This window comes from Enterococcus sp. AZ141, from assembly GCF_051714385.1.
GTDB lineage: Bacteria > Bacillota > Bacilli > Lactobacillales > Enterococcaceae > Enterococcus_D > Enterococcus_D entomosocium.
The window spans coordinates 1300076-1311792 of record NZ_JBIORT010000001.1; the positions used below are offsets into that span (position 1 = coordinate 1300076).

Annotated in this window: 12 protein-coding genes; 10 read left to right on the plus strand and 2 right to left on the minus strand. The window is 41.9% G+C overall.

Annotated features, from left to right (window positions below; translation table 11 throughout):
- Positions 1-15 precede the first annotated feature (15 nt).
- From IGI89_RS05990 to IGI89_RS06000, 3 genes are all read left to right on the plus strand, one after another.
- Positions 16-1278, plus strand: coding sequence for a prolyl oligopeptidase family serine peptidase (locus IGI89_RS05990; RefSeq protein ID WP_438735429.1), 1263 nt, complete (start codon positions 16-18; stop codon positions 1276-1278).
- Between the two features lie 68 nt (positions 1279-1346).
- A complete protein-coding gene (locus IGI89_RS05995) occupies positions 1347-2261 on the plus strand; it encodes an ROK family protein (RefSeq protein ID WP_086298810.1) in 915 nt (304 codons plus the stop codon).
- A gap of 72 nt (positions 2262-2333) precedes the next feature.
- Positions 2334-3185, plus strand: coding sequence for a MurR/RpiR family transcriptional regulator (locus IGI89_RS06000; RefSeq protein WP_244732594.1), 852 nt, complete (start codon positions 2334-2336; stop codon positions 3183-3185).
- 198 nt (positions 3186-3383) lie between these two features.
- On the opposite strand, the gene IGI89_RS06005 is transcribed toward IGI89_RS06000, so the two are convergent.
- Positions 3384-3857 (minus strand): DUF3955 domain-containing protein, encoded by a 474-nt coding sequence (locus IGI89_RS06005; protein ID WP_438735430.1) that lies wholly within the window; start codon positions 3855-3857, stop codon positions 3384-3386.
- 424 nt (positions 3858-4281) lie between these two features.
- On the opposite strand from IGI89_RS06005, the gene IGI89_RS06010 reads away from it, so the two are divergent.
- The 7 genes from IGI89_RS06010 to IGI89_RS06040 all read left to right on the plus strand — a co-directional run bounded on the left by IGI89_RS06010 (position 4282) and on the right by IGI89_RS06040 (position 11314).
- Positions 4282-4596: a rhodanese-like domain-containing protein gene (locus IGI89_RS06010; protein ID WP_008380263.1), complete on the plus strand. Its 315-nt coding sequence runs from the start codon at positions 4282-4284 to the stop codon at positions 4594-4596.
- Positions 4597-4598: 2 nt separating this feature from the next.
- Entirely contained in the window at positions 4599-6257 is a 1659-nt protein-coding gene (locus tag IGI89_RS06015) for an FAD-dependent oxidoreductase (protein ID WP_438735431.1), read from the plus strand.
- Positions 6250-6549: a rhodanese-like domain-containing protein gene (locus tag IGI89_RS06020; RefSeq protein ID WP_438735432.1), complete on the plus strand. Its 300-nt coding sequence runs from the start codon at positions 6250-6252 to the stop codon at positions 6547-6549. Before IGI89_RS06015 ends, IGI89_RS06020 begins: the two co-directional genes overlap by 8 nt.
- Positions 6546-6806 (plus strand): metal-sensitive transcriptional regulator, encoded by a 261-nt coding sequence (locus IGI89_RS06025; protein WP_005230585.1) that lies wholly within the window; start codon positions 6546-6548, stop codon positions 6804-6806. The genes IGI89_RS06020 and IGI89_RS06025 overlap by 4 nt, the downstream gene beginning before the upstream one ends.
- Positions 6807-7112: 306 nt before the next feature.
- The gene (locus IGI89_RS06030) at positions 7113-7955 is read left to right on the plus strand and encodes a PRD domain-containing protein (protein ID WP_042890884.1); all 843 of its coding nucleotides are present in this window, start codon (positions 7113-7115) and stop codon (positions 7953-7955) included.
- A 5-nt stretch (positions 7956-7960) separates the two neighbouring features.
- Positions 7961-9829 (plus strand): beta-glucoside-specific PTS transporter subunit IIABC, encoded by a 1869-nt coding sequence (locus IGI89_RS06035; protein ID WP_438735433.1) that lies wholly within the window; start codon positions 7961-7963, stop codon positions 9827-9829.
- An 18-nt stretch (positions 9830-9847) separates the two neighbouring features.
- Positions 9848-11314, plus strand: a complete 1467-nt coding sequence (locus tag IGI89_RS06040; protein ID WP_438735434.1) for a glycoside hydrolase family 1 protein — start codon at positions 9848-9850, stop codon at positions 11312-11314.
- 92 nt (positions 11315-11406) lie between these two features.
- Here the strand turns inward: IGI89_RS06040 and IGI89_RS06045 are convergent, their stop codons facing one another.
- Positions 11407-11613, minus strand: coding sequence for a hypothetical protein (locus IGI89_RS06045; RefSeq protein WP_438735435.1), 207 nt, complete (start codon positions 11611-11613; stop codon positions 11407-11409).
- Positions 11614-11717: the final 104 nt, after the last annotated feature.

The following is an 11717-nucleotide window of genomic DNA, read 5'->3' on the forward strand; positions in this document are numbered from 1 at the left end:
ACCAGGAGGTTTTTTATGACAAAGACAGAGACTGATACACCTACCCAGATCACGTATTCCGTCCATTGCCAAGGATACGATTGGGGACCGGCAAACCATAAAATTGTGATTGATTTTGGACAAGTGATCGATGAGCAAGTAGATGCCTCGTTTTTTGAAGTACTAGGAGAAAAAGAAGGCTTTGATTGGTCGACGAAAATGCCAAAGCAGATAAAAGGCAAGATTGAACTCAAAGAGGCTTATTTATCTGATTCGACAGGACAAAAGCAACCCGTCGATCTGCCGACGACGTGCGTTACATTGGCGTTGCAGGTTCATCCTGATGCCCCTTTGACATCACCCTTTGTCTTTAATCCACAGCTGTTTTTGAATCAAAAGCGACAGACGATGTATACGATCACGCTAAAGAAGCCTCTGTGTATTAATGGTTCTTCTTTGAACGAGCTCGTTTTGACGAACCAACAGTTTGAAGAAACCGTTTATGAAGGGACCGAGCAATTTCTGCAAAAAGAATTTTTTTATGAAGATGCTGAGTTTGGTGAGATCACTTTACACCATGCACTTTTTGAACCGAAGGATAAAGAGAAGCATCCCCTAATCATTCTTTTGCACGGCGCGGGCGAAGGCGGAACCGATCCTGAAATTGCGCTTTTGGGCAATAAAGTGGTTGCTTGGGCTGATCCCGAAGTACAAGCGATGTTTGGTGGCGCCTATGTTCTGGTTCCTCAAGTGCCAGATATGTGGATGAACGATGGAAGCGGCGGTTACACTCAAGATGGCACCAGCAAGTATACCCGAGCTGTCAGCCGTTTGATTGATGAAGCAGTTCAGACCTTTGAAACGATCGATCCAACGCGGATCTATTTAGGCGGCGGCTCCAATGGCGGCTTTATGACCATCAATCTGCTTTTAAGAAAGCCCAATTTTTTCGCGGCAGCTTTTCCTATTTGTCAGGCCTATAAGACACAATGGCTCGATCAAAGACAACTTGAAGGCCTCAAGGAGGTCCCACTTTGGTTGACTCATGGTATTCACGATCAAGTCGTTTCCTTTAACGAGCATAGTCAGTCATTATATGAAACGCTAAAAGCGATGAACCATCCGAATCTTCACGTGACTGCACTTGAAGCGATAACGGACGAAACAGGCTGCTATCAGGACGGTACGGGGGCACCGTATCGCTACAATGATCATTGGGCATGGATTCCAGTTTATAATGGTGAGATTGCGAATGAAACCCAGTCGTTGTTTCACTGGCTAGCAAAGCAAAAACGATAATGGGTTATCACCTCGGAAGATACCATATATTCCGAGGTGAAATATTTTTTGAGAAAGTTGGGTAAACAATGAATTATCTTGTTTATGATATAGGAGGCAGTTACATCAAATACTGTTTAATGACGGGGGATCGTGAGATTTTCTTCAAAGGGAAAGTAAAAACACCTCTTGAAGAGAAAGCCTGCTTTTTAGTCGCTGTCGAAGAAATTTTTCGGCAATTCGAAGGGCAAGTCGATGGTATCGCCATCAGTATGCCGGGGAAAATTGATGTTTTCAACGGTTATGCCCATACCGCTGGTGTGCTGACCTTTTTAGAACAGACAAATATCGTTGATCTCTTTCATACATTCACTGATTTGCCGATCTCGGTAGAAAATGACGGCAAATGCGCGGCATTGGCAGAATCGTGGGTCGGAGCGCTGGCGCATACAGATCATGGGATCGTCTTGGTCTTTGGCACTGGTGTCGGCGGTGGACTGATCATCAATAATCGCCTACATCGCGGCAGCAGCGGGATCGCTGGAGAGTTTAGTTTTGTCCAGCAAACCGATGCATGCCAACAACCAGCCGCTTATTTCGGTGCTTCTGGCAGTGTTCTGTCACTGGTTAGTGAAGGAGAACGAGTCAAAGGGATGGAAAAAGGCACGCTCAGTGGTGAGTTGCTGTTTCAACTGATTGAAGAAGGCGACAAAGAACTGCAAGGCGTTCTAGAAAAGTATTGTGATACGATCGCCCTTCATTTGTTCAACCTGCAGTATATTTTTGATCCCGAGACATTTGCTATCGGGGGTGGAATCAGTGAGCAAAAACGATTTATCCAAGAAATCGAAAAAAGCATTGATCGGTTGAAAGAGAAACACACATATCATCTTGCAGTGCCGAAGATCGTTCCATGCAAGTTTCGAAATGACGCGAATTTGATCGGCGCCTTGATGAATCATCATTTAAATAAAGTGAAAAAAGTAAAACACAACCTTATATGAGCATGGGAGACACTCTGCGTTTAGAAAAAGACCAGAAATCGTTCGATGCAAAATCGTTTGGGAGATACAGTCATGAATTTATTTGCAAAACTGAATTGTGTTAAATATTTATCTGATACAGAACACAACATTATTGATTTAATTAATAAAGACCCAATTGCTTTTACACAGATGACCATTCGTGAGATCAGTTCATTGGCATTTGTTTCTAAAGCTACCATCTATCGTTTTTGCAAAAAGTTGGGGTATTCCGGGTTGAATGAATTGAAATTAATGGTCACTGCCTCTTATGCCGATCAATTACAGCATGCAGATAAAAAAGTAGATTTGAATATTCCATTTGGAAAAACAGATTCTGCGTTTACCGTCATCTCAAGTTTAAGAGATTTGTACGAGCGCTCTTTATTTTTGGCAACGACTTTTATCAGTGTCAAGGATCTGCAACAGATTGCCGTGGACTTGATCCATGCTGTCAATATTATTGTGTTTGTCGATGATGAACAGCTGCACGTAGCAAAAATTTTTAAAGATCGAATGGAAAGCTGTGGTGCCAGGGTCACAGTTCCTGCAAATCTCTATCAAAAAATTTCACTTGCACAATCGGCAGGCACCCAAGACATTGCGATATATGCTTCCTATCATCCTGTTCAAAAGCGTCACTTGGAGCTAGCAAAGATTTTAAAAGGCAATCAAGTGAAAATGGTCGTCATCAGCTCATCTGATGACCACTTACTCAATCATCATGGCGATCGCAACCTCGTAGTAGGCCCGATCGATCATGAAAAAGACAAGATCGCTGATTTTGCGATCACGATCATTTTTCAATTTTTGTTTGATTCCATCTACTCTGTTTTCTTTAAAGAGCATTATGAAGAAAACATTGAAAACTTACGTGCCTCTTACTTGAAATATCGGAATATCTGAAAGAGGATCTTGTGCTTGGAAATTGGGTTTTTAAGCGGTGAATAGCTAACTGTGGGACTATTTTCGTTTAGGGGTGGATTATCCGTTAGAGTCTGGAAATGCTGCTTGGCTAAGGGACAGTGTTTATTGAAGGGACTATTCTTTATTAAACAAAAGTTAAAAACTCGATTCCATCATCTGGAATCGAGTTTTTTCGCGTCATTTTCTTCTAGCAGTTCGAAAATAATTGATCCCGGTTCCTGCAAATACTACGAAACTAGCCAATAGGAACAAAAATCCTACGGGGATTAGATAGAAATTTTCATGTAAAATGCCGGATTGATCGATGTATTCCACGGAGCTTGCTTTGATGAAGAAGCAGGCAAAGCCGAATAGTAGTAAAAATGTTCCGATCAAGGTCGTGATCAAATTGAGTTTGGCGCGTCGGGTCTCGCTGCCATCTTTGATTAGTTTTTCAGTGATCTTGTTCACTTGAGTTCCTCCTAAAATCAATTCATCAAGCGAGAGTTGAAAAATCGTGGCGATGGCAATCAACATTTCTAAATCTGGTAGATTGCGATTGTTTTCCCAGTTCGAAACGGCTTGTCTCGTCACGTGTAGTTGAGTGGCAAATTGTTCTTGGGTCAAGTTATTTCTTGTGCGTACTTCTTTGATTTTTTCGCCAAATTCCATCTTTTTTTCCTTTCGCTGATGTGACTTAAGCATAGTCGAAACCCGCGTTGTTTCCAAGAAAGCAGGGCTTGCTTCTTGATAAATCAAGGGAAAGTGGTGCTTGCGTCGTTTTTTATCTGCTGTTTTTTTGAGAGGAGCATCGTTTTCATTCTGAGGTCGTGAAAAACGTCTGTGACAAAGTGACCTTGAAGCATGTTATTTTTACTGCATATCATTTTGTTTATTATAGCACTGAGGCTAAGGGGAAGGAAATATGTGGCTCGTTTTTTCTCTTGCTTGATTGGTACATGTTCGATACATGACAGTTTATCGAGTGGGGAGCAACGCAACAGCAAGTTTCTTTTCTTAAAGAAAATCACTTAGTTGACAAATAGGGAAACATCTTGTTTAATATACCCCGAGGGGTATAAGAAAGGAGCGAAAAATGTTTTCATTATTTAAACGCATACCAAGTATGTCAACAGCAGATTTACAAAAAGAAGGAGCCAAAGAATGGACGGTTCTGGATGTTCGCACGCCGGCGGAGTACCGTAGCGGGCACATTGCCTACGCCAAAAATGTACCGTTAAACAAGATTGCGGGCTTCACTCAAAAAGGTGACAAGAAACTGGCAGTCATTTGCCAATCAGGGATGCGAAGCAAACAAGCAGCCAAAATCCTAAATAAAAAGGGGTTTGATGTGGTCAATGTTCGCGGTGGCATGAATCAATGGCGGGGAACAACCAAAGGAGGAAAGTAACGATGGAAAAAATAGTTATTGTCGGTGGGGTAGCAGGAGGAATGTCTGCAGCAACGCGCTTACGTCGGCTTAAAGAAGTAGCGGAGATCATTATTTTTGAAAAAGGTCCTTTTGTCTCTTTTGCGAATTGTGGACTGCCGTATGCCATTTCTGGTGAGATCGAAGAGCGAGACGCCTTATTGGTCCAAACACCTGAGGCATTAAAAAAACGGTTTAACCTAGATGTACGGCCTTTTCATGAGGTACTGGCGATCGATCCGCAGGAGAAAACGGTCACGGTCAAACATGGCGAACAGGTCTTCACGGAATCTTATGATGCGTTGATTTTATCGCCGGGGGCAAAACCGCTAGTACCAGCGATCAAAGGGATAGAAGAAGCAACCAACGCCTTTTCTTTGCGCAATGTTCCTGACTTAGACCAAATCATGGCACATCTTGAAGACAAAAAGCCTCAAAAAGCGACGATCATTGGCGCTGGGTTTATTGGGTTAGAAGTCGCTGAAAATTTACATAAAAAAGGCCTACAAGTAACGATCGTGGAAAAAGCACCACACGTATTGCCACCTTTGGATGAAGAAATGGCGGCGTATGTCAAAAATGAATTGATCAAGCAAGGGGTCAATGTTTTGACCTCGCAGTCAGCGACCGCTTTTGAAAAAGCAGGGCAAGAAATCGTTCTGGAGGATGGAACGGTTCTGGCTTCAGATATCACGATTCTTTCGGTGGGTGTCCAACCAGAAACGGATTTGGCAAAACGTGCCGGTATCCAATTAGGACACCGGGGGGGTATCCTGGTAGATGAGCAATACCAAACCAGCAAGAAAGACATTTACGCGGTGGGAGATGCCATCGTTGTGAAACAACAAATCACTAACGAAGACACGCTGATCTCCTTGGCGTCACCAGCCAATCGCCAAGGTCGGCAAGTGGCTGATGTATTGGGAGGACTGACTCGCAAAAACAAAGGCAGTATTGGGACGGCGATCGTGCGCGTATTCGATCTTGCCGCAGCGTCCACTGGGTTGAGTGAGCGCAGTGCCAAACTGGCGGGGCTAAATCCTCAGGTGGTTCATCTTTCAGGCAAAGACCATGCTGGGTATTATCCTGATGCGACGGATATTTATTTGAAGCTGATTTTTGATGCTGACACTGGAAACATCTATGGTGCGCAAGGCATCGGTGCCAAAGGGGTCGATAAACGGATCGATATTTTGGCAACAGCGATCAAAGGTGGCTTAACGATCTTTGACTTGCCTGAACTGGAATTCACCTACGCGCCGCCTTTTGGCTCAGCGAAAGATCCAGTGAATATGATTGGCTATGCAGCGATCAATCTGGCAGAAGGAATCAGTGAGAATATCCAATGGCACGAATTGACGGAGGCCTTAGAAAACGGTAAGCAGTTGTTGGATGTTCGTTCAGAGATGGAATTAGCCAATAATGGGCGTTTTCAAGAGGCGCTCCACATTCCGTTAGATGAATTGAGAGATCGGTTGTCTGAATTGGATCCAAGTGTTTCGTATGTTGTTACGTGTCATAGCGGATTGAGAAGCTACATTGCCGAACGCATCTTAAAACAAGCGGGCATCAATTGTCAAAACCTCGATGGTGCCTTTTCGTTGTATAATACTATTAAGCCGGAGATGATTATTCATGATTAAAGCAATATCTATGGAGGAATTTACCCAAAAAGAAAAACGTGAGGCGCTTGAGATCCTTGATGTCAGAGAAGTTGATGAGTTTGCACAAGGACACATCAAAACAGCACAAAACCTACCGTTGAGCGAGCTGACGGAACAAACCAGCGACTTAGAGAAGGATAAAAATTACTATGTCATCTGTCATTCAGGGGCTCGTTCGCAAATGGCGTCTGAGTTTTTGAACCAGCAAGGGTTTCAAGTGACCAATGTCCTCGGCGGCATGTCAGCATGGAGAGGAGAAATCAAACGATGACCGCATGCAACAAAGATATTTTGAATCGGTTAAAACGAACCGAAGGCCAGTTGCGGGGGATTCAAAAAATGATCGAAGACGAGAAAGAATGCGTCGATGTCATCACGCAATTGTCCGCCGTCAGTTCCAGCGTCAACCGTATTATGGGGATCATTGTCGCTGAGAATTTGAAAAATTGTTTGGAAAATCCAGACAGCGACACGGAAACCCAAAAGCAGAAAATCGATCAAGCCGTTCAGCTGATCGTGAAGAAATAGCGGGATTTTTGACAGTGTTACGACTTAGTTTCGTTTGAAAGAGTCTGTTTGTCATCAAGATGTAAGATTCGAAGCTGACCGCAAAAGAAGGGAAATACCTATTTTGCGGTTTTTTGTACATAAAAAAATGATTGCGTTTTCTTTTTTTGGATGCTATGATTAATTTAAGAAATAAATAGTGATTTTTTTTATGTGTATGTGACTGTACGGCAGGCAAGGCATAATAAAATCAATTTTGCGAAGGTTCGCAGATTTGATTTTATTATGCCTTTTTTTACGCTCAGAAAGGAGGAAGGAGAAGAATACATGTATTTGATTAAGAAGGTTTTGAATGTAAACGTTATTATTGTTGAGAAAGACAACAAAGATGTTATTGCTTTTGGCAAGGGTATCGGTTATCAGCAAAAGAAAGGTCAATTGATTTCGGAAGAGAAAATCTCTAAATTTTATCTTCCGATTGAAGATAATCGAATGGAGTCCTTGATCACTTTTATGAACAATGTACCTGTAAAGTATATCGAGCTAGCGTATGAAGTCATCCAAGAAGCGGAGAAATATCTAGATACGGAGTTATCTGCTAATACACTCTTTTCACTGACCGATCATATTTATTTTACTGTCGAGAGGATCAGAGACAATGTCATTATGACTTCTTCAATGTATTGGGAGTTCAAACGATTTTATCCTGAAGAATTTCAGGCTGCTCAAAAAGGTGTTGCCATTATTGAAAAAGCACTTGGTGTTTCTTTGAATGAACAAGAAGCAGCGAACATTACTTTCCATATCATTAACGGAAATAGTCGCTCAGCAATTCATGCCAATGCTATCCAAATCACAAAAATCGTGACAAATATTTTAAAGTCTGTACAAATGTTGGTGAAGAAAAAATTGGATAGCCACAGTCTGCACTATGAGCGTCTGGTTACACATGCCAAATTTTTTGCAGAACGCTATTTAACGAATACGATGTTAAACAATGATGCAGTTTTAATAAAGACAGTCTCTACGCTGTATCAAGAACCGATGGCCTATAGTCAGCGAATAAAACGGACTTTAGAAGAAATCTATGAGAAACCAATCACTGAAGAAGAAATTGCATATTTAGCTATTCATATTAATAGACTATTACTATCACAAAATGAGGAGTGAACCAAATGGTTGATAAAAAGAAAGAATCAGTAGACAAAATCATTCAATCGATCGGTGGAGAGAAAAATATTAACGCGGTCTATCATTGTGCAACTCGCCTTCGCTTCCAGTTAAAAGATACCACGCAATTCAATCAAGCACAGGCGAAGGAAATTCCAGGAGTACTAGGGACCAGATTGACTGGAGATGAAGTACAATTTGTGATTGGCGGAGAAGTAGGAAATTACTATTCGACTGTAATCAATCAGTATAAAATCACGGAAAAAAACAGTGATGAAGCTGCAGATACACCTAAAAACGGACTTGTGAAACGAATCGTCGAAAACATTGTTGGTGTAATGGCGCCAATCATTACAGCATTGATCGGATTTGGTTTAATTCGGGCGGTTTTAGCTTTACTGGTCCTTTTGGGATTGAGTAGAGAAAGTTTAAATTATCAAATCATCAATATGATTGGAGACGCCGCCTTTTACTTTTTGCCTTTTTTAATTGCGGCTAGTGCGGCACGGCAATTTAAAACCAATCTTTATTTAGCATTGGGGATCACAGGCGTCTTATTACATCCAACATTTCAGAGTCTGGTTGCCTCGGATGTTTCTATGCAGCTGTTTGGGCTTCCGATACGTGAAGCCGCTTATTCAGGAACGGTTATCCCAATCATCTTGATCGTCTGGGTTATGAGTTATGTTGATCGTTTATCTGAAAAGATCATTCCAAGTGTTTTAAAAACCATGTTGAAGCCGCTTTTTATCGTGATCATCATGGCTCCGCTCGCACTGATGATCTTAGGACCCATCGGCGCGATTTTTGGAGATGGATTGTTCTTTGTTGTGGATTATCTGCGTGTGACTGTTCCATGGCTCGTGCCGACACTGATGGGCATCTTCACGCCGTTATTAGTAATGGTTGGTATGCACACGGCTTTGACTCCGATTGCGCAAGTCTCCTTTTCAACCGTAGGCTTTGAAATCGTCCAAGGACCAGGTATGTTAGCAAGCAACATTTCGCAAGCGGGTGCCGCCTTTGGGGTATTTGTTAAAACCAAAGACAAACAGATGAAACAAATTGCTTTTTCCAGCGGCATCACGGCGCTGTCTGGTATCACGGAACCTGCGCTGTACGGGGTTAACTTGAAACTGAAAAAACCACTGATTTATGTGATGATCTCAGGTGGAATTGCTGGTTTTTATGCGGGTATCAGCGGACTAGTCCGCTATTCATTCGGATCGCCAGGGCTTTTGACCTTGCCGGTATTTTTCGGAGAGGATGCCTCTAATATTGTAAAAGCAGCCATAACATTGGCGTTAGCTTTTTCGATATCATTTGTTTTGACAGTCATTTTTGGTTTTGAAGAGAGTATTGAAGAAGATATGAAAAAGTTGGAGAAGCCTTCACCGATTGTTTTAGAAAAACGGACAGCGGCTGAAGAAGCATTGATTCAAGGCTTTGTCCGCGGCAGCGTTTTGCCGTTGAGTGAAGTAGCTGATGAGGTTTTTGCCACCGAACAAATGGGTCCAGGGCTAGCGATCGATCCTGTGTCGGGAGAATTCCATTCACCGATTGAAGGCACGATAACAACTGTCTTTCCAACAAAACATGCCATCGGGTTGCGGCATGATAATGGATTAGAAATGTTACTGCATATTGGATTAGATACAGTGAAACTGGATGGAGAGGGATTTGAACTTTTTATTGAGGAAGGTCAGCGAGTAAAGGCGGGTGATTTGCTAGCCCGTGTTGATATTGATTTTATCAAGTCTAAAGGCTACGATCCAACTTCTGTTTTGATTTTTATGAACAATCAGAATGAACCGGTATTTTTTGAGCACGATGAATTGATTGATTACTCGAATAAATTAGTAACAATTATTTAGAAGAAAGAAGGGGAAAAAATGAAAGCAAAATTTCCAGATGGATTTTATTGGGGTGGGGCGACAGCTGCTAATCAATTAGAAGGAGCGCATCAAGCGAACGGCAAAGGAATGTCAATTAGTGATCTGCTTCTGGGAGGCGATGTGAAAACGCCTCGGCGAATCACCACAGAAATTGAAGAAGGTGCTTTTTATCCAAGTCATGAGGCGATTGATCATTTTCATCGATACAAAGAGGATATTGCTTTATTTGCAGAGATGGGATTTAAGCTGTATCGCTTTTCTATCGCATGGACTCGTATTTTTCCGACCGGTTTAGAGAAAGTACCAAATGAAGAAGGGTTAAAGTTTTACGACGATTTGATCGCAGAATTAAAGAAATACGAGATAGAGCCGATGGTCTCATTGTCTCATTATGAATCACCGATAGAAATGACAAAGCAGTTTAATGGCTGGGAAAGCAGAGAAATGATTGAAGCGTATGAAAGATTCGCCAAGACGGTCATTGATCGCTATCAAGATGATGTGAGATATTGGCTGACGTTCAATGAAATCAATATTTTATCCAGAGATGTAGGGGTGGGTACGTATTTAGGAGGAGGAATGTATCCAAAGGATATTGATGATTTTTTGAATACTAAAAATATCGATAACAGCCAGCAGCGGTTTCAGGCGCTCCACCACCAATTCGTTGCAAGTGCCCGAGTGATCAAGTACGCAAAAAGTCTACACAAAAATTTGCACATGGGCTGTATGATTGCCTATCGAATGATTTATCCGTTGTCTTCTCATCCAGAGGATATTCGTTTCGCACAAGAGATGACTAATATCAGTAATTTTTACTGTGGTGATGTTCAAGTGAAAGGTCGCTATCCATATTTTGCTAAAAAGTTTTGGCAAGATAGAGGGATCGATCTTACTATCGAAGCAGGAGATTTAGAAGTACTGAAAGAGGGCACTGTTGATTTCTATACGTTTTCTTACTACCAATCTTCTACTGTGACTAAAGTAAATGATCAAGCCGAAAAGCAAACGGGGAATTTTTTCAATGGAGTTAAAAATCCGCATCTTACAGCGAGTGAATGGGGCTGGGAAATCGATCCATTAGGATTGCGCATCGCGTTAAATCAAATTTATGAACGCTATGAAATTCCCTTGATGGTGGTCGAAAATGGGTTAGGTGCAATAGATACCCTCATTGAAAAAAATGGTGAATATACAGTCGAGGATGATTATCGTATCGACTATTTACGAAGACATATTAAGGCAATGGCTGATGCTATTGCAGATGGCGTCGATCTTATCGGATATACTTCTTGGGGGCCCATCGACCTTGTTTCAGCAGGAACTGGACAAATGGCAAAACGCTATGGGTTTATTTATGTAGACAAGCACGACAATGGGACTGGCTCGTTGGCTCGCTATAAGAAAAAGTCCTTTTATTGGTACAAAAAAGTGATTCAATCAAATGGTGAAGGAGTTAATTAAGATAATCGAAAATTCATTTTTTTACAGAAAAAGCGAAGGCCCAACTGGGCCTTCGCTTTTTGTCACCCGGAATTGGATCGGGGAATGGGGGATTAATTTTGGCTGACTTCTTCGTAAAAAATAGCGTTGCGTTCTGCAATTAGTTGGGTTTCCCTTCGCTCTAATTCAAGAAAGGTTTCGTCTGCCAGCAATTCGGCAGCGGAGTAGCCGGCCGCCAAGAAGTTTTCTGCATAGGTCAATTTCTGATTCGTGATGTTTCTTCGTTGCTCGGCAATGACGAGCAGCTGTTTTACATTCATATACACACTCCATTCTTTTATAAAAAGCAAGTACTAAAAGAGGACAGCTAATAATACTTGCAAGTCAACGTTGAAGGCGGGATATCAATCATGCTCGGCTATTC

What these genes read in the sequence shown, in the direction of transcription:
- IGI89_RS06000 (WP_244732594.1), top strand. Translation starts at nt 2,334, where the DNA reads ATGAATTTATTTGCAAAACTGAATTGTGTTAAATATTTATCTGATACA.
- IGI89_RS05990 (WP_438735429.1), top strand. Translation starts at nt 16, where the DNA reads ATGACAAAGACAGAGACTGATACACCTACCCAGATCACGTATTCCGTC.
- IGI89_RS06020 (WP_438735432.1), top strand. Translation starts at nt 6,250, where the DNA reads ATGATTAAAGCAATATCTATGGAGGAATTTACCCAAAAAGAAAAACGT.
- IGI89_RS06035 (WP_438735433.1), top strand. Translation starts at nt 7,961, where the DNA reads ATGGTTGATAAAAAGAAAGAATCAGTAGACAAAATCATTCAATCGATC.
- IGI89_RS05995 (WP_086298810.1), top strand. Translation starts at nt 1,347, where the DNA reads ATGAATTATCTTGTTTATGATATAGGAGGCAGTTACATCAAATACTGT.
- IGI89_RS06045 (WP_438735435.1), bottom strand. Translation starts at nt 11,613, where the DNA reads ATGAATGTAAAACAGCTGCTCGTCATTGCCGAGCAACGAAGAAACATC.
- IGI89_RS06010 (WP_008380263.1), top strand. Translation starts at nt 4,282, where the DNA reads ATGTTTTCATTATTTAAACGCATACCAAGTATGTCAACAGCAGATTTA.
- IGI89_RS06005 (WP_438735430.1), bottom strand. Translation starts at nt 3,857, where the DNA reads ATGGAATTTGGCGAAAAAATCAAAGAAGTACGCACAAGAAATAACTTG.
- IGI89_RS06015 (WP_438735431.1), top strand. Translation starts at nt 4,599, where the DNA reads ATGGAAAAAATAGTTATTGTCGGTGGGGTAGCAGGAGGAATGTCTGCA.
- IGI89_RS06025 (WP_005230585.1), top strand. Translation starts at nt 6,546, where the DNA reads ATGACCGCATGCAACAAAGATATTTTGAATCGGTTAAAACGAACCGAA.
- IGI89_RS06040 (WP_438735434.1), top strand. Translation starts at nt 9,848, where the DNA reads ATGAAAGCAAAATTTCCAGATGGATTTTATTGGGGTGGGGCGACAGCT.
- IGI89_RS06030 (WP_042890884.1), top strand. Translation starts at nt 7,113, where the DNA reads ATGTATTTGATTAAGAAGGTTTTGAATGTAAACGTTATTATTGTTGAG.